Below are 22,454 nucleotides of genomic sequence, written 5' to 3'. Positions count from 1 at the left end.
CGACCGCTCCCACCGCGTCGACGTCCGGCCGCACCCGCGGCGGCCGACCGGTCAGCCGAGCGGAACCGGCTGTGCCCGGCGCGCTTCGGGGCCGGCGGCGTAGGCGACCGCGTAGTCGATCAACAACTCGACCGGGTCGCCGGGCTGCAACCCCGCTACCTCCGCGGTCGCGGCGAAGACCGACACCCGGTGGCCGAGCCAGCGGCAGACGACCGTACTTCCGTTGCGCCCGAAGAACGTTGCCTCCACCTCGGCGGGCAGACTGCCGCCGACCGAGTCGGGGGCGATGTGAAGACCGCGCGGTATCAGCGCCAACCTGGTCGGCCCCGGGACCCCACCGTCGATCCGCCCCGCGGGCACCCGCAGCGGGCCGTCGGCGAGGTGGAAGGAGCCGTCGACATCGATCGAGCCGTCGAGAATCGTTGCGTCCTGCAGGAATCGGGCGACCTCGGGGGAGCCGGGACGTTCGAGCAGCTCCCGCGGGCTGCCCACCTGGGCGAGCCGACCCCGATCGAGTACGGCGATCCGGTCGGCCAAGGCGAGGGCCTCGTCCCGGTCGTGGGTCACCAGAATGACCGTCAGCCCCTCGGTATCGACCAGCCGCCGCAGCGTCAACCGCAGAGCGGCGCGCAACGGTTCGTCCACCGCCGAGAAGGGTTCGTCGAGCAGCAGCGCGTCCGGGCGGGCGACGATGGCGCGGGCGAGGGCGACACGTTGGCGCTGGCCGCCGGAGAGAGTATCCGGGCGGCGGTCGGCGAAGTCGGCCAGATCGACCGCGGTCAATGCCTCGCGCACCCGATCGCGCCGCTGCGCAGCCGGGACGCGGGCGCGCCGCAACGGATAGCCGACGTTGTCGGCGACCGACATATGCGGCCACACCGCGTGATGCTGGAAGACCATCGCGAGGTTGCGCTTCTCCGGCGGGATCGACACCGGTCGCCGTCCCTGTGCGGACATCAGCACGCGCTCGCCCGCCCGGATGGTGCCGGCGACCGGATCGACGAACCCGGCGATCGATCGCAGCAGGGTGGTCTTGCCGGAACCCGACGCTCCGAGCAGCGCCAGGATGGCGCCGTCCGGAACGTCGAGGGTGACGTCGGTCAGCACCCGCCGCGCTCCGAACGCGACGTTCACCGAGTGCAGGGCGACCTGGCTCATAGCGTTTCTCCCGCGGTCGGTCTGCGGCGGATGCGGCCGCCGGCTCCCGGGACGACGAGCGCGACCGCCGCCACACCAACGATCATGAAGACCAGCGACAGCGCCGACGAGGCGTTGTAGTCGCCCGCCTGTTGGTAGCCGAAGATGACCACCCCCAGCGTCTGAGTTCCCGGTGCCACCAACAACACCGACAACGTCAGTTCCCGCACCGCGGTCACGGCGACCAGCGCGGCCCCGGCGATCGCGGCGGGGATCGCCAGCCGCGCGCTGGTGTCGGTCAGCGCGCGCACCGGCCCGGCCCCGCTGATTCGGGCCGCCTCCTCCCACGAGGAGTTCATCCCGGCCAGCGGGCCGCGCACCGCCTGCACCACCAACGCGGTGAAGGCGGTCACGTACGCGCCCAGGATCACCCACAGCGTGTTGTACAGATCGGTATAGCGGCCGAGGATCAACCACCCGACCGCGATGATCAGGCCGGGAATCGCCTGGGGCAGCAATGCCAGGAAGACCAGCACGCCGTCCCCGCGGGCGGGCATGCGGGTGGTCAGCAATCCGATCGACAGGCCCAGCACCCCGCACAGCACCGCCGCGCCGAGCGCGAGCAGCACCGAATTGGTCAGGCCCTGAATCGTATTGGGGGCGGTCAGGGCGCGCTGGAGGTTCGCCAGGGTGAGGTTGGCGAACGTCAACGCCACCCCCGGCGCCGGCAGCAGCGCCCGCGCCAGCAGCGCGAGCAGCGGGCCGACGGTCACGGCGAGTGCGACGACCCAGACGACGATCGCCGCGGGGGTCCGCAGCGCGCCCAGGGGTAGCGTCGAGCCCACCGACCCCGATCCGTCGGTCTCCACCGCGCGGCCGGCGAGCAGCCGATCGGCCGCTATCCCGGCCATCGCCATCACCAACAACACCAGGCCGATCTGGGAGGTCACCTGCAGCGGCGCCGAGACCGTCCCCGACTGCAGGAATCGGTAGACCATCGTCGCGAGGGTGTCGTATCCGCCGGGCGTTCCGACGAGGACCGGGATGCCGAAGTCGCCGAGGTTGCCGATGAAGACCAGCGTGAAAGCGGCGATCAGACCCGGCCGAATCACCGGCAACGTCACGTCGGCGAAGACCCGTGTCGGATCGGCGCCGGCGATCCGGGCGGCGACCTCGAGGTCCTCCGGCACCCGGGCGAGCGCGGCCGAGATCACCAGATAGGCAACCGGCACCGAGTAGACCGTCAGCAGGAAGATCACCCCGCCGCCGCCGTAGAACTGCCACGGGGCGAAGCCGAGAAGCTGATCGATCAGACCTCCACGGGTCAACAACCCCGTCCACGCGATCGCGCCGACGAAGGGCGGGATCAGCAGCGGGGTCAGCACCAACAGCCGCGCGCCGCCCCGGCCGGGCAGATCGGACCGTTCGATCAGCAGCGCCGCGGCCGTGGCGATCCCGACCGCCAGGGCGGCGGAGCAGGCGGCGGACACCACCGAGTTCACCGTGGCACCCACCAGCCCGGCCGCCAGCAGTTGGGGCAGATGGTTGGCGCCGAGCGCGAGGGAGACCACCAGGCCCATCGGCGCGATCACCACCGCGAGCAATGCCACCCACACGCTGCCGCGCAGCAGGCCGGTTGCCGGGCTGCGCCGCAGCACCCCGGCCGGTGTGCCGCCCCGCAGCAGAGTGCTCACTGCCCGGTGACCGCCTCCTTGAAGACCTCGACCGCACGGGGCTGTTCGGCGGTGACCTGCTCGAGCGGAACCTCGAGCAGGGCGATGTCGGCGAGGGCCGGAGCGCCCGCCGGGGTGCCGACATCCGAGCGGACCGGCAGGTAGTTCTGCTCGACCGCGATGCTCTGGCCGCGCTCGGACACCAGGAAATCGACAAACGCCTCGGCGCCGTCCGGGTTGTCGGTCGAGCGGAAGATGCCCGCCGGCTGGGAGACGAAGGGCACCCCCTCGGACGGATACGACACCGCGACCGGCGATCCCTGATCGGCGAGATCGCGCACCAGGTAGTCGACCACCACACCGACGGGCCGCGAGCCGTCGGCCACCGCCTGCGAGGCCGGGCCGTTGGACTCGGCGACCAGCACGTCGTTGGCGCCGAGGGCGCGGATCCAGTCCTCGCCCAGCGCCGGGGTCAGCATCCACACCGCGGCGTTGTACGCCGCCGCCCCGGAGACGTCGGGATTGGGCATCACGATCTGTCCGGACCAGCGCGGGTCGGTCAGCGCCCGCCAGGAATCCGGAGGCGTGTCGACCGTGCCGGTGTTGTGCGCGATCACGGTCGGAATGATGCGGGTGCCGACGTAGAAGCCCTCGGGGTCGACCACCGACGGCTCGAGCGCGTCGACATCCGCCGGGCGGTATTCGAGCAGCAGATCCTGATCCTTGTAGCCCTCGAAGGTGCCCGCGTCGGCGGCCAGCAGCACATCGGCGTCGACCGCGCCGGTCTCGAGTTCGGCGGCGATGCGCGCGTTGAGATCGCCCGTGCCCGCCCGGAAGACCGCGACGTCGATATCGGGGTGTTCCTCGTTGAACGCGGCGACGATCCTATCGATCTTCGCCTGCGGCTCGGAGGTGTACAGGGTGATCGAGGAGGCGTCGCTCGCGGCCGCTCCGGTCGTCTCGCCGCCGGAGTCGGTCGCCGGTTCGGAACAGGCCACCACCACCAGCATCGAGACGGTGAGCGCGGACAGCAGTGCGCCGGTGCGCCGGAAGCCGATACGCGGGGCGGCAACCATGGATCCCCCTTCGGGTACGCCGAAACCAACATGGACTACCGCACAGTTGAATCGGCGGGATCGACCGACGGCGCAACCGCGGGCGTCGTTCGGATGAACCCTGAAGGGCGCTACGGCGTCACGGGCGCCGCGGCGGTCAGGACACGGTGTCGGCGGCCGCCGTGATCTGCCGAGCCTGCTCGACGACGGCGGCGGCGGTGCTGCCGCTCAACGGCAGCTGCGGCAGCCCGAGCTTGCGGTGATCCCACGAGCGAACGCGCTGCGGGACAATCTCGATCACCACGCGCTTGTTCATCATCGCCGCGACGAGCGGCGCCTGTTCCTCGGTATACGGCCCGTTGTAGCGCTCCCAGACCGAGACGCCGACGCGGTGGATCGCCTCGGCGTCGTCGCGGATCACCGCGGTGCCCTCGATCGCGATCCCGCGCAGTCCGTCGTAGGTCAGCCCGGCCTCCACCGAACAGGTGACCGCCGGATTGCGGCGGATGTTGACCACCTTCTGCGACTTGACCTTCGTCTCGAAGCAGACCCGACCGTCGATCACCGCGTACCACATGGCCACCAGGTGCGGGTGGCCTCCGGGACCGACCGTCGCGAGGGTGGCGATGCGTTGTTCGGTGAGGAAGTCGGCGATCTCCGCCTCCGACATGACGATCTGTGCGCGCTGGTTGGCCATGCTCGCATCCTTATCGGCGGGGACTCGTCGCGCCAGTACCCACTACCGTCGGTCCATGCTCGAATCGGTCTTCGGCCAGGACGGCTACCGGGTACGGCTGGAGTGGGGAGCCGACGCGGTCGCCGCCCTCGCCCCGCGCTGCGCGGTGACGATCATCGTCGACGTGCTGTCCTTCACCACCTCGGTCGACATCGCGGTGGGCCGCGGCGCGCGGGTCTGGCCGTTGCCCTGGTCGGTCGGAGCCGCCGAGGCGGCGGAGGCGGCGCAACGGGCGGGCGCGACCCTCGCGGTGGGCAGGAGCGAGCCCGGCTGGTCGCTCGCACCGTCGTCGCTGGTCGACCTGCCGGCCGATACCCTGCTCGCCCTGCCGTCGCCGAACGGGGCGACGCTGTCGACCCGGGCCGCCGCGATCTCCGGCTGCGTCCTCGCCGGCTGCCTGCGCAATGCCGCCGCGGTCGCGGACGCGGCGATCCGACTCGCCGACGGCGGTGCGATCGCGGTGATCCCGTCGGCCGAGCGATGGGGACATGTTGGCGCCCTGCGGCCCTCGGTGGAGGACTATCTGGGCGCCGCCGCGATCGCGGCCGCCGTCACCGCGGTCACCGGCGGCGGGTCGCCGGAGGTCGAGCTGGCGGTCGCCGCCCTCGGCGCGGTGCGCGATCGTCTGCCGGAGCTGATCACCGAGTGCGTCTCCGGGCGCGAACTCGTCGAGCGCGGATTCGGCCGGGACGTCGAGCTCGCGATCGCCCGGGACGTCAGCACGTCGGTGCCGATCCTCGACAACGGTCCGCACGGGCGGGGGATCTATCGGCGATGGTAGATCCCTCGAACAGCGCGGATGGGGCTTCCTGCCCCGCCCGGGATCGGCATCCGGGACCGCACGGAAATGGCCGGCCGACAAATGTGTCGCGGCGTATTCGCCGGCCGCGACCGCCATTGCCGAGACCCGGCCCTATACGTCGTCTCACCGGCGCTCCGGCGCGGTCCACGACACGATTCCGGGACATCATCACCCGGTGGGCGCGTCGATTGTCGGAATCCCGCGGACCGTACCGGTGGGCTTGATACTGTCGTGCGGTCCATTTATGTGATCGATCCGGTCACGGTGGGTCGACCGGCGACGATCAGCGATCGCGCGGTTGGTCGGAAAATGTCATGATCGGCCGTCGGGTGATCGGCCGAACGAAACGAAACCGATCGACACACTGTCGGAAGTCGGGTGGGGGGACCGAAATCAACATCGTGCGAAACAACGCTGCCGACCTCGGTGACGGCCACGATGCGTCGGAGGTGGGCGCGGATCGGCCCCGCGACGGCCGGGTGCTCGCCGAACGACAACAGGCCGCTCGGCGCCGCATCGTGCGGCGCACCGGCTCCGCCGACGCCCACAACATCGCTACAGACTCCGGCAGCGTCGACGGCCTCGACAGCTCGGAGGACGGCGACGTCCTGGTCGAGCGTCCCCGCATCCAACCGACGCTGCGCGCCCCCGAGGACAGCTACCCACCCGACGATATCGACGCCGGTCGGGAGACCTCGGCCGGCGCCGGGGCACCCCCCGGCGGCCCCGGCCGGCTCGCGACCGTGGCCGGCATCCGGCCGACCGCCATGCGCCCGGAGGACGTCGCCGCCGCAGTCGGCGATACCACCGGTCGCGCGACGGCGGCCCGGCGGCTCCGCTCCGCGGTCGGCCGGCGGCAGTGGGCGATCATCGTGCTGGTCGCGGCGCTGGTGGGGGTCCTGGTGTTCGCCGCCGGATATCTGTTCCTGAGCACCCGTTCGGCGGCGCAGGCCGACGCCCAGCGGGCGCGGCTGCTCGACACCGCGCGGCAGACCGCCGTCAATCTGACCACGCTGCACGCCGATACCGCCCGCGAGGACGTCGACCGGCTGCTCGCCGGCGCCTCGGGGGCCTTCCTCCAGCAGTTCGCCGACCGGCAGGCCGAGTACGTCGCCACCGTCGGCGGGGCCGGGGTCAACACCGACGGAACGGTTGTCGCCTCGGGCATCGAGTCCTACGGCAACGGCTGCGCGGTAACCCTGGTGGCGGCCAATGCGACGGTCACCAACGTCGACGTCCCCGACCCGCAGGATCGGTACTTCCGCTTCCGAATCACCGTCTGCGAGCGCGACGGCGTCTCGACGGCGACGAATGTGGAGTTCGTGCAGTGACCGCTCCCGTGGTCGCGAGCGACCCCGGCGTCGAACCGTCGGCGCCGGGACGCGGACTCCCCTCGCGGCCGCTGATCGCGGTGGCGGCGGTCCTGCTCGTGCTGGTCGCGATCGTCGGATTCCTCGGCTATCAACGCGCCACGGCATCGACGCTGGAGGCCAACCGGCAGCAGGTCGTCGCCGTCGCCTCCGAGCAGGCGGTGGCGATGCTGTCCTACACCCCGGCGAACGTCGACAGCACGCTGCGCGCCGCGGTCGGTGGTCTGACGGAGTCCTTCGGCGCCGAGTACAGCGATCTGCTCGACTCGGTGGTTATCCCGTCCGCCCGCGAGACGGGCACGACCAGCGAGGTGGCGGTGGTGGGCGCAGCGGTCACCGACGTCGAGCGGTCCTCGGCGACGGTGCTGCTGTTCCTCAACCAGACGACGACGTCCTTCGCGGCGCCGGAGCCGACGGTGACCGGATCCCGGGTGACCGTCGCGCTCGAGAAGGTCGACGGCGATTGGCTGGTCGGCGACCTGACCGCCACCTGATCGCGGCGTTCGGCGCGGGATCGGGGGATCATCGGCGGGACGGTCTCGTGGCGTCCGGAAGGACGCAGCGGTGGGGAAGGGAGCTGTGGTGGAGAGGAAAGCAGCGGCATGAGGATTCGAGAGGCCCGCGACGAGGATGCCGACGGCATCGCCGCGATCTACAACGACGCCGTCCTGCGTACCACCGCGATCTGGAACGACACCGTCGTCGACGCCGACAACCGGCGCGCCTGGATCGCCGCCCGGCAGGCCCAGCGCTATCCGGTACTCGTCGCGGTCGATGACGCCGACGACGTGATCGGCTACGCCTCCTTCGGCGACTGGCGGGCCTTCGACGGCTACCGATTCACCGTCGAGCATTCGGTCTACGTCCGCAGCGACCAACGCGGCGGCGGTATCGGTTCGACGCTATTGGTCGAGCTGATTCAGCGGGCCCGCGACCTCGGCAAGCACGTGCTCGTCGCCGGGATCGACGCGAGCAATACCGGCTCGATCCGCGTCCACGAGCGGCTCGGCTTCCAGCATGTCGGGCTGTTGCCCCGCGTCGGAACGAAGTTCGGCCGCTGGCTCGACCTGGCCTTCCTGCAACTCGTCCTCGACGACCGACAGCAGCCGGAACCCTGACCACCGAGGCGTCTCCCCGGCCCGGCCGCGCGGCCGGGCCGGGAAGAGCGACGGGGTAGGGCCGGCGAACTCACTTCGTTTCGGCGTCACCGGCATCGGCGGCATTGCCGGCGGTCGCGGGCTGGAGGGCGCCGCGGGCGCGGTCGGCCAGCTCCTCGATGCGATCGCCGACGGACTCGGGTGCGTGCTCCTTGGCGAAGGTAGCGAGATCTCCGATCGCCTCGGAGGTCTTCGCGATGGCGCGCTCGAGGCGGTCTCCGCTGTTCGCCAGGTGGTTGTCGAGCTTGCCGGCCATCGTGTCCCGGTGCGCCTGCACGGCCTGCTCCACCTTCTCGCGAGCCGAGGTGACGGTGCCGTCTTCGGTGGTCATTGTTATTCTCCTGCCTGCACTTTCGCCGGAATCTCCGACACCTTCAGTTTCGGTGCCGGAGCGCTCGAGCGCGTCGTCCGCCCGAATCGACCGGTGTCATCCATCCGCAGTAGTTCGCGCGAGCGACGGTTCGCAGACGAGTTCGCGTCGAGCGTTGTGGCGGCTGCGGGGCACTCAGGTCAGGACGGCGGGCGAATGCCGGCGCGCACCGCGAGCACGACCAATTGGGCGCGGTCGCGGGCGCCGACCTTGGCCATCGCCCGATTGACATGGGTCTTGACCGTGTACGGGGAGATGAAGATCCGTCGGCCGATCTCGGCGTTGTCCAGCCCCGCGGTAACCAGCGCGACGACCTCGAGTTCGCGCGCGGTCAGATCGGCGAACAAGCGTGTCGCCTCGGGGTCGCCGGGTGCCGGCGCCGGATTCGCGGCGTGACTGACCAGCGCATCGATCGCCGTTGTCGACAGGGCGTGCTGTCCGGCGGCGACGCGCAGGATTCCGTCGGTCAGTTCGGTGGGACCGGCACCCTTGCTCAGGAACCCGTCGGCGCCGGCGCGCAGGGCGTTCAGCACGTTCTCGTCCTGGTCGAAGGTGGTCAGCACGAGGATGCGCCGCTGCTCGGCGGGCCACTCCGCGCGGATCCTGCGGGTGGTCTCCACCCCGTCGATGCCCGGCATGCGCAGATCCATCAGCACCACGTCGACCTCGACGGACGGATCGCGCAACAGACCGATCGCGGTGAGCCCGTCGGCGGCCTCGGCCGCGACCTCGACCTCCGGGTGGGCGTCGATGATCGCGCGCAGCCCGGCGCGGATCATGTCCTGGTCGTCGACCACCAGCACCCGGACGGTCATGGCGCGGCCCCGGCGACGCCGCCTGCGGTCGGGATGCGCGCGGTGAGCCAGAAGACACCGTCCTCGTCCCGAGCTTCCACCGTGCCCTCCACCGACGCCGCGCGCTCCCGCATGCCGATCAGACCGTTGCCGCCGCCTCCCTCCGGGGAGGTCTGTGCGCCAACGGTGTTGACGACGTCGATGCGTACCGTGTCGGCGCCTTCGGGTCCGACGGTCACCGAGGCGCTGCCGCGCCCGTATCGCCGGGCATTGGTCAACGCCTCCTGGATGATGCGGTAAACCGCGATCCGCGCCTCCGGGGAGAGCGCCCCGTCGACGTCCTCGATGCGATCCTCGATCACCATTCCGGCGTGCCGGTACCCGGTGACCAGGTTGTCGAGCATGTCCCGATCGGGAATCGCCTCGGGCGGTGGGGAGTCCCCGCCGAGCCGCAGAATCTTCAGGATCTGTTGGGTCTCGCGCAGGACCGCCTGTACCGCCTGTCGGGCGCCGGCGATCTCCTCGATGGCGCGCCCGGGGTTGCCGGGAAGGGACACCTCGGCCGCTCCGAGGCGCATATTGACCACGGTGATCTGATGCCCGACGCTGTCGTGCAGATCGCGGGCGATACGCAGCCTCTCGCGGGCGACGCCGCGGTCGACCGACGCGATCCGGACCGCTTCCGCGTCCCGTATGCGCGCCTCGACCTCGCGGCGATACCGCAGATTCGCCCGCACGGCGCTGCCGATCGCCGCACACATCACCGCGGCGAACGCGAAGACCGACGCGGTGGGGTCGGCGTTGAGGTTGATCGTGCCGAGCGTGATCGCTGCGGACACGAAATTCGCGGCGCCCAGCAGGAATCCGACGAGAACCGCGGACAATCCCCGATAGGTCAGGAGCAGCGCCGCGAAACAGACCATCGACCAGGGGGCGGTGGGCACCTCGCCGGAGATGGCCACCGCGCCGGCGGCCGCGACCACCACCAGCAAGCCCGCGATCGGGTGTCGGTAGGAGAGGGCGGCTCCGGCGAGGACGAGAACCGGGCCGAGATAGCCCGCCGCGGAGGCACCCTCCACGGCCAGGGCGATCATGCCGGTGCCGCCCGCCAGCACCAACAGTGTCAGCGTGCCCACCTCGATCGCCCGCGGCGAGGGCTGCCACGGGGCGCTGCGCGACCGGACCGGACTGTGCTGCACGCCTTCGATCCTGCCATCGGCCGCGTCCCGGCCCGTACTCCCGACGCGGTATATCGGCCGATTCGCGTGGACGATTCGCCCGGCCGGGAATCCGGAGAGTCTGGAATAGTCACCGCGGCACAAGGATCGCGGCGAAAACGTCGATTCTCGGGAGTACGTCATGACCAATCCGGCAATCCCCACCGATGCACAGGCCGAACCGTTCGTGTCCTACGAGTATGCGCAGGTGTCCGCGCCGAAAAGCCTCGAGCCGTTGTACACCGACGCCTATCGCAGCCTCGGGTGGACGGTCGAGGCGACCGATGGCGGCGGGGCGCATTCGGTACGCATCGATCTCAAGCGCGATCGAGAGATCCGCAGCCGCTCGGTCATCCAGGAATTGCAGCGCAAGGCGGAGGGCGCACTGGCTCGGATCACCCAACTGGAGCGATCCAGGAAGACGGTGCCGACGATGGTCGGGATCGTCCTCGGTCTGCTCGGCTGTGTTCCGCTGGCCATCTCCGTGTTCATGATTACCGGCGGCGCCGCCGGACTGGTGTCGACCGGGCTCGGAGCGATCGGACTGCTGCTGTGGGTGGCGGGATTCGTGTCGTATCGGGCCGTGAAGTCCGGCCGAGCGTCGCGGATCGACGCCGGGATCGCGAGGGAGCAGGACGTGATCGCCACGGCCGGGCAGCAGGCGGCGCGCCTGTTGTGATCCGAAGCTCGGTCTCACCCGACGTGCCCCGCCCGCCCAGCGGCCGGGGCACGTTTGGTTCCGGCTACCCGTCCCGCGATCGGTCGGGCGGTGACAGTTCCAGGAACTCGGTCAGGTCGGCCAGGGCGAGCTCGGCGATGTCGGTGCGTGCCTCGATCACCGCGCTGAGGATCGACCCGTCGATGACGGCCGCCATCAGACGGTTCGAGACCGCCGATCGGCCAGCGGCAACGAGCAGATCGTCCAACTGGCGGTCCAGGTCGACCCGGTACTCGGCGAGCCGATGGGACAGGGCGGGACTCTCGCGAGCGAAGTCCGCCATCGAGCCGACCGCACCGCGCAGCGTCGCGTCGTCCAGATCGGGACCGTAGTAGGCGACCAGGGCGAGCCGCGCCAGGCCCGCCGTGTCCGGTTGATGCGCCCGTGCCTGCTCGATCGCCGTCGCCGCGGCGTCCCGGCGCACGACCTCGAAGTGGTCCATGCAGGCCAGTACCAGCGATTCGCGGCTCTCGAAGTAGTAGCGGATCGCCCCGAGCGGGACATCCGCCTCGGCGGCAACCGCACGGTGGCTGATCGCGCTCATCCCGGACCGCACGAGCAGTCGCCCGGCCGCAGCCAGGATCGCGGCCCGGCGGCGAACCGCCCGATCCTGTTCCGATCTGCCCGGCGGCGAGCCCACACCGGGAACCGATGTCGGTGCCATGACCACGACTTTAGCGCAGCACATCGAGAAACTTGTACAGTCGTATCAGTTTCCCGTACGCTGATGGGACGCCCCTCGGGGTCATTGATGAGAGAGGTTCCGAGGAGATGTCCGCGGTTGAGATCCGCCCCTCGTTCACCCTGTCGCTGGCCGGAATCGTCGGCCTGGTGCCGTTTGCCATCGACATGTACCTGTCCTCCCTGCCGGCGATCGGCGCCGAGTTCGTCGCGCCGATCTGGGTCACCCAGCTGACGCTGACGGGGTATCTGCTGCTGCTCGGCGTCGGCCAATTGATCGCAGGTCCCATCACCGACACGGTCGGACGCCGCACTCCTCTGCTGATCGGGTTGGGCGTCTTCGTCGTTGGTTCGGTGGTCGCCGCGCTCGCTCCGACGATGGCGGTCCTGGTGGTCGCCCGGGTGCTCCAGGGGCTCGGCGGCGCGATCGCCGTGGTGGTCGCGAACAGTTCGGTGCGCGACCGCACGCACGGTGACGGCGCGACGCGGCTCTACGCGATCCTGCTGACCGTCACCGCGCTGGCGCCCGTGATCGCCCCCGTCGCAGGTGGTTTCGTGGACGCCGCGCTGGGGTGGCGTGCGGTCTTCTGGGTGCTTGCCGTGCTCGGTGTGCTCGTGTTCGCCGCGGCCACGATCTTTCTCCCGGAATCCCTGCCCGCCGGCCGTCGATCCCCGCTCGCTTTGGGCGCGGTCATCGGTGGGTACGGGCGACTGTTCGTCACGCGCGGCTTCGTTGTTCCGCTGATCGCTGTAGCGGCGATGTTCATGCTGCTCTTCGCCTACATCGGCGGGGCGTCCTACGTCTACCAAGGGCACTTCGGCGTCGGTCGAAGCGCGTTCGGCGCCATCTTCGGCGTGACCGCCCTGGCGCTGTTGGTCGGTGCGCTGCTCGCCGGCCGGCTGTCGAGCCGCCTCGGCACGGGCCGGCTCGGTCTGGTCGGTGTCGCGGTCAGCTTCGCCGGCACCGCGATCGCCCTCGGGTCGGTCCTGGTGGGCGGATCGCTGTGGGCAGTGGCGGCCGGTATGGCCCTCGCCTTGCTCGGGTTGGGCATCTGCGAACCGGCGTTGATGAGCATGTGCATGAGTGCGGTCGACGACGGTGCGGGCCGCGCCGCGGCCCTGCTCGGCGGTGCCCAGTACATCTTCGGTGCGGTCGCCACCGTCGTGGCCGGCGCCGTCGCCGCGGCGGGGGCGGGTTCGTGGATCGGGCTGATGCTGGCCTTCGCCGCGGTCGCATTGGTCTTCGCCGTCGTGCTCGCTCGCCCGGTCGCGGCGGATCGCACCGCGGCCACTCATCGGAAGGGATATCAGCCGGCATGACCACCACGACCGAGAAGGCCGGAGTGCGGCAATGGCTGTCGCTGGGCGTGCTGACCCTGGCGGTCATGCTGCTCGCGATCGACGGCACCGTCCTCGCGCTGGCGGTGCCCGCCCTGACCGCCGCGCTCGAACCGACCGCCACCCAGCTGCTCTGGATCGGCGACATCTACTCGTTCGCGCTGGCGGGTCTGCTGATCGTGATGGGCAACCTCGCCGACCGCATCGGCCGCAAGCGGCTGCTGCTCATCGGCGCGGCCGGGTTCGGTGTCGCCTCGGTGATCGCCGCCTTCGCGTCCAGTGCGGAGACGCTGATCGCCGCCCGCGCCCTGCTCGGCATCTTCGGCGCCACGTTGATGCCCTCGACCCTGTCGATCATCCGCAACGTCTTCCTCGACCCGGTCCAGCGCACCCGCGCGATCGCGGTCTGGGCCGCGGGCGCGACCGCCGGTGCCGCTCTCGGACCGCTGGTCGGTGGCGCTCTGCTCGAACAGTTCTGGTGGGGATCGGTCTTCCTGATCAACCTGCCGGTGATGATCGTCATCATCGTCGCCGGTGCGCTCCTGTTGCCGGAATCGAAGAATCCCGACGCCGGGCCGATCGATCCGATGTCCGCGCTGCTGTCGGTGGCGGCGATCGTTCCGCTGGTCTTCGCGATCAAGCAGCTCGTCGGCGGGGGAGCGGTGCTGCCCGCGGCTGCGGCCGTGGTGATCTCGGTGGCCGCCGGGCTGTGGTTCGTGCGGCGTCAGCGGCGGTTGCCGGTGCCGCTGATCGACGTCGAACTGTTCCGGGTCCCCGCGTTTTCCGGGGCGGTGATCGCCAATACGATCGCGATCTTCGCGCTCAGCGGCCTGCTGTTCTTCTTCTCGCAGTACCTACAGTTGGTGCGCGGCTTCCGACCGTTGGTCGCCGGGTTGGCGGAGCTTCCGCTGACACTGGCCTCGATCGTGGTCATTCTGATCATCGGGCGAATGGTGTTGTGGTGGGGCCGGGGACGGTCGATCGGGATCGGATTGTTGGTCGCCGCCGCGGGATTGGTGGCGTTGGCCGGCGCCGAGGGGCTGCCCCAATATGTGTGGCTCGGGCTGGCATTGATTCCGATCGGGCTCGGCATCGGCGTCGCGATGACATTGTCGACCGATGCTGTCGTGGCGGCGGCGCCGCGCAAGCGGGCCGGCGCCGCGGCCTCGATCTCGGAGACCGCCTACGAACTCGGTATCGCGCTGGGTATCGCGGTACTCGGCTCGCTGCAGATGCTCTTCTACCGGTCGCAGCTCCGTCTGCCGGACAGCTTGCCCGCCGCCACCCGCGACGCGGTGACCGACTCGCTGGCCTCGGCCGACCGGGTGCTGGCGGACGGGCCGTTCGCGAACGTGCTTGCCGATGCACAGCATGCGTTCACCGTTGCGATGCAGTTCACGTCGTTGGCGGCTGCGGTGCTCACCGCCGCCGCCGGAATCCTGGCCTGGCGCCTGATTCCGCACGACGGGATTCGGGCCCGGAAGGACGGTGCGGAGGCGGTCGAGGCGACGCGCAGCTGACTCCGATCGACGAGCGGCGTCGAAGGCTGCGGTCGAGCCGGTCAGGCGGTGCCGCCGGTGGAGATCCACGCGCCCAGCGGGGCGTCGGGCACCGCCTCGTCGGTGACCTCCGTCGCGCGGATGACCAGGCTGCGGGCCTGATAGTTCGCCAATGCGGCCGGCCCGTCCAGACTGCAAGTATGCACCCACACCCGCTGTACGGCAGGAAGATCGGCACGTTCGGGTAGCGTCCACGCCGCCCGGATGGCGTGCTCGAGCAGCGGGCCGCCGAGCCCGCGACCGATCGCCTGCTCGGCCACTCCGAAGTATCGGATCTCGACCCGGGTGGCGCCGTCGACGACAAGCGGTTGCAGGTGGGTATATCCGAGCGGAAGGCCCTCGCCGTAGAGGATCCGGAACTCGGTACCCGGCACCTCGAGGTCGTCCGACCACTCCCGACGGCTCCACGCGAGCCGGTCGACCCAGCGCCACGGGCCGCCGACCAGTCCGTACAGGAAGCGGGCGTACTCCGGGGTCATCGACGCCGCCCGCTCGAGACGCACCCCGGCGGGCAGCGGCCGCGCCGCACCCGTCGGCGGCTCGCGCATGTCGAGCGTCCACGTGGTGACCCGCACGTGTTCAGCCCGTGAGTTCGGACAGTTCGAGCCACCGCTCCTCGGTGGCGGCGGTCTCGTCCTGCGCCTCGGTCAGCTCCGCGGTCAGCCGGCCCAGACCCGCGTAGTCGTTCTGATCGTGGGCGGCCATCCGCTCGTGGATGGCACTGATCCGTTCGGAGAGACGTTCGAGCTTGCGCTCGGCGGCAGCGAGTTCCTTTTGGGCCGAACGCAGCTCGGCTCCGGAGAGACCGGCGTCCGCGGGCGCGGCGGACTCGACCGAGCGGGCGGGGGACCCGGACGCCGCCGCACGGGCCGGGGACGCGGACGTCGCGGAGGCGCGCAGGGCGAGATACTGGTCGACACCGCCCGGCAGGTGTCGCAGATGCCGCTCGACGATCGCGTACTGCTGATCGGTGACCCGCTCGAGGAAGTACCGGTCGTGCGAGACGACGATCAGCGTGCCGGGCCAGGAGTCGAGCAGATCCTCCAGCGCGGCAAGCATATCGGTGTCGAGGTCGTTGGTCGGCTCGTCGAGGATCAGCACATTGGGCTGCTGCAGCAGGATCAACAGCAACTGCAACCGCCGCTGCTGCCCACCGGAGAGGTCGCGCACCGGCGTCGACAATTGCGCGCTCGCGAAACCCAGCCGCTCGAGCAGCTGCCCCGGCGTGAGTTCCTCGGCCTTGGAACCGTTCCCGAAGGTGTACGTCGTCTGCAAACGGCTCAGGATCACGCGCACCGGGTCGGCCATCACCTGCTCGAGCCCGTCGAGTTGCTGTCCGAGCGTCGCGACCTTCACCGTCTTGCCGCGCTTGACCCGGCCGGTGGTCGGCTCCACCGTGCCGACGATCAGGTTGAGCAGCGTCGACTTGCCGGCGCCGTTGACCCCGAGGATGCCCGTGCGTTCGCCGGGAGCGATGCGCCACTCGACATCCTCGAGCACGGCGGTATCGCCGTAGGAGACCGAGACGTCGAGCAGGTCGACGACGTCCTTGCCCAGCCGGGTGATCGCCAATGATTGCAGCGCAACGGCATTGCGGATCTCGGGGACGTCGGCGATCAATGCGTTGGCGGCGTCGATGCGGAACTTCGGCTTCGAGGTGCGCGCCGGGGCACCGCGCCGCAGCCAGGCCAGTTCCTTGCGGGCGAGGTTCTGTCGCCGTGCCTCGATCGACGCCGCCTGCCGATCGCGCTCGACCCGCTGCAGGATGTACGCCGCGTAGCCCCCCTCGAAGGGTTCGACGATCCGGTCGTGCACCTCCCAGGTCGCGGTACACACCTCGTCGAGGAACCACCGATCATGGGTGACCACCAGCAGTCCGCCCGCTGATCGGGCCCACCGGTTCTTGATGTGCTCGGCCAACCACGCGATCGCCTCGACGTCGAGGTGGTTGGTCGGCTCGTCCAGGGCCAGCACGTCCCACTCGCCGGCCAACAGCTTCGCCAGCGCCACCCGCCTGCGCTGACCGCCCGAGAGCCCGGCGATCGGGGTGTCGAGCGGCAGGTCGCCCAGCAGACCGGCGAAGACGTCCCGGATGCGGGCGTCGCCGGCCCATTCGTGTTCGGCCTGGTCACCGACCACCGTCTCGCCGATCGTCGCGTCGTCGTCGAGGGTGTCGCCCTGGTCGAGGACCCCGATCGTGACGCCGCCGCGGACGGTCACCCGCCCCGCGTCCGGCGCCAGTCGCCCGGCGAGCATCGCCAGCAGACTCGACTTTCCGTCACCGTTGCGGCCCACGATGCCGATCCGGTCGCCCTCGTTCACCCCGAGGGATATCGAGTCGAAGACCACCTTGGTGGGAAATTCGAGGTGCAGGGCTTCGGCCCCGAGCAGATGCGCCACCCCACGAGGGTAGAAGCGCGGGTCGAACCCTCCAAGTCGGGCGCCCCGGTACCTCTTTCCACCCACCCCGTCCGCCCGCCCCGTGGCGCCGCGAGAGTGACGATTTCTGCGGTGCAGCCGTAGATATCGTCACTCCGGCGAGCGGAGTGTGGGTCGGGCCTGGTCGGATTCACCGACAACGTGCTCCAGGCAGGACGGCGCCACCGAGAAGGAGCTGATCGAGGTGATCACCCATCTGGCTTGGACGCGTCCGAAGGCGTCGGCGATGGCCGCCGTCGCCAAGGAGGCTCTCCGCCCGGCTCAGCCCGCGTGATCGGTGATCGCGATGTGATGCAACTCCGGTTCGGTTCGGGTGCGATGGAGGTCGAGGTAGCACGCGGCGATCACCGAGGCTTCGGCGTCGGGATGGCCGCTTGCCGATCCACGCGCTGATTGCCACGTGCGCCACGTAGATGCCCTCGGGCCCGAGCGTGTTGTGTAGGTTCAGGACCCAATTACCCAGTCCGGCGCCGGCGAGGGTGATCCCGGCGAACGACGGCACCGGGTTGATCGATCCGCCGCCGGTGCCGATGAGGATCGTGCCGGTGCCCCGCTCCCGCATGTCGGGCAGGACTGCTTTGACGGCGGCTATGGCCCCGTTGATGAAGAAGTCGATCTGGGGTTGCAGGTTCTCGGGGGTGATGTCGAGAACCCCGACGATTGGAAGCCCCGGATCGGAGGGCGAGAACTCGAGGACGTCGATCGGACCGACGGTGTCCTTCGCGGCGGTCAACGCGTCGACGAGACTATCGGGCCGGGAGACGTTGCCGCGGAAACCGGCTGCCGAGATCCCCTCGGAGCGAAGCGTTTCGGTGAGAACGTCGAGCTTCTGTGCTGTGCGGGCGATCAACCGGACGCCGACGGCTGGGCGACCGTCGCGGCCTTCCGATCCGGTGGTCCGTCACCGCTGCGGTGCGGGCCGCTGCGACTCTTCGTGCGAACCGGACCGTTCGGCATCGGCCACGGCCTTCGGCTGTGGTGGGCGACTGCCGCCACGGGCGGCGCTGATCCCGGCCGCGACGACGAGGGCGATGCCGACCACCTGGCCGGGCCCCGGCACCTGGTGGAGAAATACCAGGCCGACCAGCAGGGCGATCGCCGGCTCGAGGCTCATCAGGGTGCCGAAGGCGGCGGTGGTCAGGCGGCGCAGGGCCTGCAGCTCGAGGATGAACGGGATGATCGGCAGCAGCAGGGCCAGCCCGGCGCCGACGGCGACCACCTCGAGGGGGCTCAGGACGGTCAGGGTGTCGAGGACGGTGCCGGGGCCGACGACCACGGTGGTGACCAACCCGGCGACCGGCAGGGCGATGCCGAGTCCTGTCACTCCGCTGATCTCGTCGCCGACGCGCCGCGACAACAGGATGTAGGCGCCCCAGCAGGCGGCGGCCGCGAGGGCGCATGCCACACCGATCGGGTCGGTGGTCCCCGTCCAGGGTTCGGTCAGCAGCAGCACCCCGACACCCGCGGCGAGAGCCCACAGTCGCAGCGCGCCGCGTGCGGTCACCAGCGCCACGCCCAACGGCCCGAGGAATTCGAGCGCGCTGGCGGTGCCCAGCGGAATCCGGGCGACCGCCTGCATGAACAGCAGGGTGACCGCCGCGATCACGACGCCGAGCGCGCACGCCGCGAGCAGGCCCTTCCGGGACACCCGCGACGGACGCGGGCGCACGATCACCGCCAGCAGCACACCGGCCCAGAACAGTCGCAACCACGCGGCGCCCTCCGCGCCGATGCGGTCGATCAGGCCGACGGCGACGGCCAGGCCGAGTTGGACGAAGACCATCGACGTGATCGCCATGCCGACGCCGGAGCGGGTGGTGGAAGTAAGCACCCGACCAGTAGAACGGTCACCAACCGTCCGCGTCCACGTGCTATTTGTGGACATACCGTTCGGTAATCATGAACAATTTGTCCGTGGAGACTCGTCGTCTGCGGATGCTGCTGGAGTTGGCCCGGCTCGGGTCGATGCGTGAGGTCGCCGAGGTTCTGCACACCACGACCTCGACGGTCTCGCAACAGATCTCGGTCCTCGCCGGCGAGATGGGAGCGGCGCTGATCGAGCCGGACGGCCGGCGGGTCCGGCTGACCCCGGCCGGGCGACGACTGGCCGACCATGCGATCACCATCCTGGAGGCCGTCGAGGATGCGCGCGCCGACCTCGCCCCGCAGTCGGATCCGCGGGGGACGGTGCGTGTGGCAGGCTTCTCGACGGCCTTTCGCCGCTCGGTGATGCCGGCGCTCGCCCCGCTGGCGGCGGCTCACCCGAACGTGACGGTGCGCATCGTCGAACACGAGCCGACCGAGGCGATCGCGCTGCTGTTGGCCGATCGCGTCGACGTGGCGTTGGTATACGACTACGACCTCGCCCCGGCGACGATCGACGCGGCGATCGACGGGGCGACGCTGTGGTCGACGCGGTGGGGGCTCGCGGTGCCGGACGCCGACTACGCGGTGGCGGACGACGCCGATGCGGCCGCGGTGATGGCGGTATTCCGTCGGGCGGATTGGATCGTGAACTCGCGCAACGACGCGGACGAGCGGGTCCTGCGGACCCTGGCGTCGATCGCGGGTTTCGAGCCGGTGATCGGGCACGCGGCCGAGAGCCTGGAGTTGGTGGAGAGCCTGGTGGTCGCGGGGCTGGGGGTGGGGCTGCTGCCCATGGACCGGCCGCGCGCGGTCGGAATTCGGGTGCTCCCGCTGTCGCGGCCCGGGGTTTCGCTGCGCTGCCGGGTGATCTGGCGCCGCGACCGCCCCCGCTGGCCTCCCTTGGCCGCCGTCATCGCCGCCCTGATCGCCGATCGCCCGGCCGCGAGAGTGACGGTTGCTGCGGTTCAACCATAGAAATCGTCACTCTCGTGGCGGGGTGGCGGGGTGGCGGGGTGGCGGGAGGTCGGCCGGGGTGGCGGGCCGAGTGAGGGCGGCTGGGGCGCGCGGCGACTGGGGCGCGCGGCGAGGAAGGGCGGGCGACGGCGGCTGGGGAGACAGGACAGGGGCCTGCCCCGGACAGCAACAAGGGGTGTGTGGACCTGTGTCCACACACCCCTTGCGCGAGTTGACCCCCTGGCGGCCGATCGCGATGCGTCAGCCGTCCGCCAACGCAGCAGCGATACCGATCAGCGGAAGCCCTTGGCCGGGTTGAGCAGGTCGAGCACGACCGAGGTGCCGTTGGAGCGCACGTGCAGCTCCGGGCTCTGCAGACCACCCGAGGTCAGGTACTCGCCGAGCAGCTGGAGCAGCTCGTCCGGGCCGGTGGAGGCGTCGATCGGACGCGCGTCACGGCTGGAGAGCTCGTTCTGGGTGAGGCGACCGGCGATCCGAATGGCGGCGATTCCCATCGCGGTGCGACGATCGGTCGTCGAGTGGCGGTTGCCGGAGTAGCCACCGCTGGTGGCTCCACCGGTGGTGCCGGGAAGCGCGTGCTCGGAGATTTGTTCGCTGGTGGTCACTGTTTCCTCGCTCTGTGTGTTGGGGGACTTCCGATGCGATGAGGTGCCGCGAGGGCCCCGATCAGATTCGCCTCCGACGTCCTTTCCAGCCTTCGAACGGCCGGAGAGTTCACTCATGTCGGACAGCTCCTTGCGCAAACGAACTTTCGGTCTGTTCGACTGTCCTGGACGGTACCATAACGCCGATCCCATCGAATTTCACCTTCACTATACGGGTGAATCGACGAGTAACCGTGTTCGCGCCCGACTCGTTCGGGAATCCCGGAGGGGTGGTGCGAGGGTCGAGCGATCCTGCGGCCCACCGGCTCAGAGATCGCCCGCCGCCACCAGGGGTTCGAGCGTGGCACCGGGCAGTTCGCGCTCGATGTACTGCAGCCGCCATTTGTCGCTGATCAGCGCGAGCAGGGCTCCGTCGGACCGTGTGAAGACCTCCACACCACGCTGACGGCCGAGCTCGTCCGCGGAATCCTTGTCGGTACGAAGCGCCAGCGTATACGGGAGAGCCTCGAATCGAGCGTCCACCCCGTACTCGGCCCGCATCCGGGCGGCGACGACGTCGAACTGCATCGGGCCGACCGCGGCGAGCACCGGGGAGGCATCGCCGCGGATGTCGTTGCGCAGCACCTGCACGACGCCCTCGGAGTCCAGCTCGTCGATCGCCTTGCGGAACTGCTTGTACTTCGAGGCGCTGTCGACGCGCACCACCCGGAAGTGCTCGGGCGCGAATGCCGGCATCGGCTCGAACAGCGCCGGCCGGTCGGCGTAGAGGGTGTGGCCGGGGGCGAGTGCACCGGCGTTGACCAGGCCGACGACGTCGCCGGGGTAGGCGCGCTCGACGGTCGTGCGGTCGCGGCCGAAGACGGTCAGCGCGTACTTGGTGGTGAACGGCTTGTTGGTCTGCGCGTGGGTGACGACCATGCCGCGTTCGAAGACGCCGGAGACCACCCGCATGAAGGCGAGCCGGTCGCGATGCGCCTGGTCCATACCGGCCTGCACCTTGAAGACGATCGCGCTGAACGGATCGTCGATCTCGCGCTCGCCGCCGCCCTGCAGGGCCCGCGGTCCCGGCGCCGGGCCGTCGCCGATCAGGGTGCCCAGGATCTGCCGCACACCGAAGTTGAGCATCGCGGAGGCGAAGATCACCGGGGAGGTCTCGCCGGCGAGGAAGCGGGCCTCGTCGTGCTCCTGCCCGCTGGCGATCAACAGTTCGCTCTCCTCGACCGCTTCGGTCCAGGCGTCGCCCTCGCGTTCGAGCGCGGCGGCGGCGTCGAGGTGCTCCTCGGGAGCGATCGTCGCACCGCCGGCGGTGCGTTCGAAGCGGACGTACTCGCCCGTGGTGCAGTCGAGCAGACCACGAAAGTCGCCGGCGATGCCCACCGGCCAGAACAGCGGGGTCGGCAGCAGACCGATCCGCTCGTTGATCTCGTCGAGCAACTCCAGCGGCGAGCGGCCCGGCCGGTCCCACTTGTTGATGACGGTGATCACCGGGATCCCGCGGTAGCGGCAGACCTGGAAGAGCTTGAGGGTCTGCGGCTCGAGGCCCTTGGCGGCGTCGATCAGCATCACCGCGGTGTCGACCGCCGAGAGCACCCGGTAGGTGTCCTCGGAGAAATCCGCGTGGCCGGGGGTGTCGACCAGGTTGATCGTGTGCTCGTCGTACTCGAACTGCAGAGCCGTCGACGACACCGAGATACCGCGGGCCTTCTCGAGCTCCATCCAGTCCGAGACCGTCGACTTGCGGCCGGCCTTGCCGTGGATGGCGCCGGCCTCCGAGATCATCCGCGCGTGCAACGCCAACGCCTCGGTCAAGGTCGACTTACCCGCGTCGGGATGGGAGATGACCGCGAACGTGCGACGACGCGCGACCTCGCCGGTCAACTCGGACATGGTATTTCCCCGATATCTGGACGTGGGTGGTTCGTGGACGCCGGCTCGGTCCCGCACGGATGCGGGCCCGAGCCG

Annotated in this window: 22 protein-coding genes; 8 read left to right on the top strand and 14 right to left on the bottom strand. The window is 70.2% G+C overall.

Annotation, left to right across the window (positions count from 1 at the left end; genetic code table 11):
* Positions 1–51 precede the first annotated feature (51 nt).
* The 4 genes from MB1_RS15855 to MB1_RS15840 all read right to left on the bottom strand — a co-directional run bounded on the left by MB1_RS15855 (position 52) and on the right by MB1_RS15840 (position 4,562).
* On the bottom strand, positions 52–1,158 hold the full coding sequence (locus tag MB1_RS15855) for an ABC transporter ATP-binding protein (protein ID WP_066909281.1): 1,107 nt from the start codon (positions 1,156–1,158) through the stop codon (positions 52–54).
* Positions 1,155–2,831, bottom strand: coding sequence for an ABC transporter permease (locus tag MB1_RS15850; protein ID WP_369406873.1), 1,677 nt, complete (start codon positions 2,829–2,831; stop codon positions 1,155–1,157). Before MB1_RS15850 ends, MB1_RS15855 begins: the two co-directional genes overlap by 4 nt.
* Entirely contained in the window at positions 2,828–3,886 is a 1,059-nt protein-coding gene (locus tag MB1_RS15845; RefSeq protein WP_084351927.1) for an ABC transporter substrate-binding protein, read from the bottom strand. The genes MB1_RS15850 and MB1_RS15845 overlap by 4 nt, the downstream gene beginning before the upstream one ends.
* A 136-nt stretch (positions 3,887–4,022) precedes the next feature.
* Positions 4,023–4,562, bottom strand: coding sequence for a pyridoxamine 5'-phosphate oxidase family protein (locus MB1_RS15840; protein WP_066909278.1), 540 nt, complete (start codon positions 4,560–4,562; stop codon positions 4,023–4,025).
* Between the two features lie 55 nt (positions 4,563–4,617).
* Between MB1_RS15840 and MB1_RS15835 the strand changes: the two genes are divergently transcribed.
* The 4 genes from MB1_RS15835 to MB1_RS15815 all read left to right on the top strand — a co-directional run bounded on the left by MB1_RS15835 (position 4,618) and on the right by MB1_RS15815 (position 7,891).
* Positions 4,618–5,382 (top strand): 2-phosphosulfolactate phosphatase, encoded by a 765-nt coding sequence (locus MB1_RS15835; RefSeq protein ID WP_066909275.1) that lies wholly within the window; start codon positions 4,618–4,620, stop codon positions 5,380–5,382.
* Positions 5,383–5,804: 422 nt separating this feature from the next.
* Positions 5,805–6,734: an Rv1363c family protein gene (locus MB1_RS15825; protein WP_157084106.1), complete on the top strand. Its 930-nt coding sequence runs from the start codon at positions 5,805–5,807 to the stop codon at positions 6,732–6,734.
* Positions 6,731–7,267 (top strand): hypothetical protein, encoded by a 537-nt coding sequence (locus MB1_RS15820; protein WP_066909266.1) that lies wholly within the window; start codon positions 6,731–6,733, stop codon positions 7,265–7,267. Before MB1_RS15825 ends, MB1_RS15820 begins: the two co-directional genes overlap by 4 nt.
* A gap of 108 nt (positions 7,268–7,375) precedes the next feature.
* Positions 7,376–7,891 (top strand): GNAT family N-acetyltransferase, encoded by a 516-nt coding sequence (locus MB1_RS15815; RefSeq protein WP_066909263.1) that lies wholly within the window; start codon positions 7,376–7,378, stop codon positions 7,889–7,891.
* 70 nt (positions 7,892–7,961) lie between these two features.
* On the opposite strand, the gene MB1_RS15810 is transcribed toward MB1_RS15815, so the two are convergent.
* From MB1_RS15810 to MB1_RS15800, 3 genes are all read right to left on the bottom strand, one after another.
* On the bottom strand, positions 7,962–8,261 hold the full coding sequence (locus tag MB1_RS15810) for a hypothetical protein (RefSeq protein ID WP_066909260.1): 300 nt from the start codon (positions 8,259–8,261) through the stop codon (positions 7,962–7,964).
* A 179-nt stretch (positions 8,262–8,440) separates the two neighbouring features.
* A complete protein-coding gene (locus MB1_RS15805) occupies positions 8,441–9,115 on the bottom strand; it encodes a response regulator (RefSeq protein WP_066909257.1) in 675 nt (224 codons plus the stop codon).
* Positions 9,112–10,293 carry a sensor histidine kinase gene (locus MB1_RS15800; protein WP_066909254.1) on the bottom strand — a complete coding sequence of 394 codons (1,182 nt, stop codon included), beginning with the start codon at positions 10,291–10,293 and terminating at the stop codon, positions 9,112–9,114. Before MB1_RS15800 ends, MB1_RS15805 begins: the two co-directional genes overlap by 4 nt.
* 160 nt (positions 10,294–10,453) lie before the next feature.
* Here MB1_RS15800 and MB1_RS15795 point away from each other — a divergent pair, with 160 nt between their 5' ends.
* Positions 10,454–10,990, top strand: a complete 537-nt coding sequence (locus MB1_RS15795) for a hypothetical protein (RefSeq protein WP_066909251.1) — start codon at positions 10,454–10,456, stop codon at positions 10,988–10,990.
* A 64-nt stretch (positions 10,991–11,054) separates the two neighbouring features.
* Here the strand turns inward: MB1_RS15795 and MB1_RS26325 are convergent, their stop codons facing one another.
* On the bottom strand, positions 11,055–11,693 hold the full coding sequence (locus tag MB1_RS26325) for a TetR/AcrR family transcriptional regulator (RefSeq protein WP_066909248.1): 639 nt from the start codon (positions 11,691–11,693) through the stop codon (positions 11,055–11,057).
* 107 nt (positions 11,694–11,800) lie between these two features.
* On the opposite strand from MB1_RS26325, the gene MB1_RS15785 reads away from it, so the two are divergent.
* Both MB1_RS15785 and MB1_RS15780 read left to right on the top strand, forming a co-directional pair.
* Complete coding sequence (locus MB1_RS15785; RefSeq protein WP_084351924.1) at positions 11,801–13,030, top strand: Bcr/CflA family efflux MFS transporter; 1,230 nt, start codon at positions 11,801–11,803, stop codon at positions 13,028–13,030.
* Complete coding sequence (locus MB1_RS15780) at positions 13,027–14,568, top strand: MFS transporter (protein ID WP_066909245.1); 1,542 nt, start codon at positions 13,027–13,029, stop codon at positions 14,566–14,568. The genes MB1_RS15785 and MB1_RS15780 overlap by 4 nt, the downstream gene beginning before the upstream one ends.
* Positions 14,569–14,609: 41 nt before the next feature.
* Here the strand turns inward: MB1_RS15780 and MB1_RS15775 are convergent, their stop codons facing one another.
* The 4 genes from MB1_RS15775 to MB1_RS15760 all read right to left on the bottom strand — a co-directional run bounded on the left by MB1_RS15775 (position 14,610) and on the right by MB1_RS15760 (position 18,877).
* Entirely contained in the window at positions 14,610–15,182 is a 573-nt protein-coding gene (locus MB1_RS15775) for a GNAT family N-acetyltransferase (protein ID WP_066909242.1), read from the bottom strand.
* A 4-nt stretch (positions 15,183–15,186) separates the two neighbouring features.
* Entirely contained in the window at positions 15,187–17,007 is a 1,821-nt protein-coding gene (locus MB1_RS15770) for an ABC-F family ATP-binding cassette domain-containing protein (RefSeq protein WP_066909239.1), read from the bottom strand.
* 169 nt (positions 17,008–17,176) lie between these two features.
* The gene (locus MB1_RS15765; RefSeq protein ID WP_066909236.1) at positions 17,177–17,896 is read right to left on the bottom strand and encodes an SDR family NAD(P)-dependent oxidoreductase; all 720 of its coding nucleotides are present in this window, start codon (positions 17,894–17,896) and stop codon (positions 17,177–17,179) included.
* A 51-nt stretch (positions 17,897–17,947) separates the two neighbouring features.
* On the bottom strand, positions 17,948–18,877 hold the full coding sequence (locus MB1_RS15760) for an EamA family transporter (RefSeq protein ID WP_439646952.1): 930 nt from the start codon (positions 18,875–18,877) through the stop codon (positions 17,948–17,950).
* Positions 18,878–18,960: 83 nt separating this feature from the next.
* Between MB1_RS15760 and MB1_RS15755 the strand changes: the two genes are divergently transcribed.
* The gene (locus tag MB1_RS15755) at positions 18,961–19,887 is read left to right on the top strand and encodes a LysR family transcriptional regulator (RefSeq protein WP_066909525.1); all 927 of its coding nucleotides are present in this window, start codon (positions 18,961–18,963) and stop codon (positions 19,885–19,887) included.
* Positions 19,888–20,159: 272 nt separating this feature from the next.
* Here MB1_RS15755 and MB1_RS15750 read toward each other — a convergent pair whose 3' ends face one another.
* On the bottom strand, positions 20,160–20,492 hold the full coding sequence (locus MB1_RS15750) for a hypothetical protein (protein WP_066909230.1): 333 nt from the start codon (positions 20,490–20,492) through the stop codon (positions 20,160–20,162).
* Positions 20,493–20,798: 306 nt separating this feature from the next.
* Positions 20,799–22,379, bottom strand: a complete 1,581-nt coding sequence (locus MB1_RS15745) for a peptide chain release factor 3 (RefSeq protein ID WP_066909227.1) — start codon at positions 22,377–22,379, stop codon at positions 20,799–20,801.
* Positions 22,380–22,454 lie beyond the last annotated feature (75 nt).

The sequence above is a fragment of the Millisia brevis NBRC 105863 genome (genome assembly GCF_001552615.1).
Lineage (GTDB): Bacteria > Actinomycetota > Actinomycetes > Mycobacteriales > Mycobacteriaceae > Millisia > Millisia brevis.
The sequence above is the reverse complement of the archived record's forward strand: the minus strand, read 5'-3'. Positions and strand labels throughout refer to the sequence as shown.

What these genes read in the sequence shown, in the direction of transcription:
- MB1_RS15835 (WP_066909275.1), top strand. Translation starts at nt 4,618, where the DNA reads ATGCTCGAATCGGTCTTCGGCCAGGACGGCTACCGGGTACGGCTGGAG.
- MB1_RS15815 (WP_066909263.1), top strand. Translation starts at nt 7,376, where the DNA reads ATGAGGATTCGAGAGGCCCGCGACGAGGATGCCGACGGCATCGCCGCG.
- MB1_RS15745 (WP_066909227.1), bottom strand. Translation starts at nt 22,379, where the DNA reads ATGTCCGAGTTGACCGGCGAGGTCGCGCGTCGTCGCACGTTCGCGGTC.
- MB1_RS15840 (WP_066909278.1), bottom strand. Translation starts at nt 4,562, where the DNA reads ATGGCCAACCAGCGCGCACAGATCGTCATGTCGGAGGCGGAGATCGCC.
- MB1_RS15795 (WP_066909251.1), top strand. Translation starts at nt 10,454, where the DNA reads ATGACCAATCCGGCAATCCCCACCGATGCACAGGCCGAACCGTTCGTG.
- MB1_RS15785 (WP_084351924.1), top strand. Translation starts at nt 11,801, where the DNA reads ATGTCCGCGGTTGAGATCCGCCCCTCGTTCACCCTGTCGCTGGCCGGA.
- MB1_RS15845 (WP_084351927.1), bottom strand. Translation starts at nt 3,886, where the DNA reads ATGGTTGCCGCCCCGCGTATCGGCTTCCGGCGCACCGGCGCACTGCTG.
- MB1_RS15805 (WP_066909257.1), bottom strand. Translation starts at nt 9,115, where the DNA reads ATGACCGTCCGGGTGCTGGTGGTCGACGACCAGGACATGATCCGCGCC.
- MB1_RS15855 (WP_066909281.1), bottom strand. Translation starts at nt 1,158, where the DNA reads ATGAGCCAGGTCGCCCTGCACTCGGTGAACGTCGCGTTCGGAGCGCGG.
- MB1_RS26325 (WP_066909248.1), bottom strand. Translation starts at nt 11,693, where the DNA reads ATGGCACCGACATCGGTTCCCGGTGTGGGCTCGCCGCCGGGCAGATCG.
- MB1_RS15780 (WP_066909245.1), top strand. Translation starts at nt 13,027, where the DNA reads ATGACCACCACGACCGAGAAGGCCGGAGTGCGGCAATGGCTGTCGCTG.
- MB1_RS15810 (WP_066909260.1), bottom strand. Translation starts at nt 8,261, where the DNA reads ATGACCACCGAAGACGGCACCGTCACCTCGGCTCGCGAGAAGGTGGAG.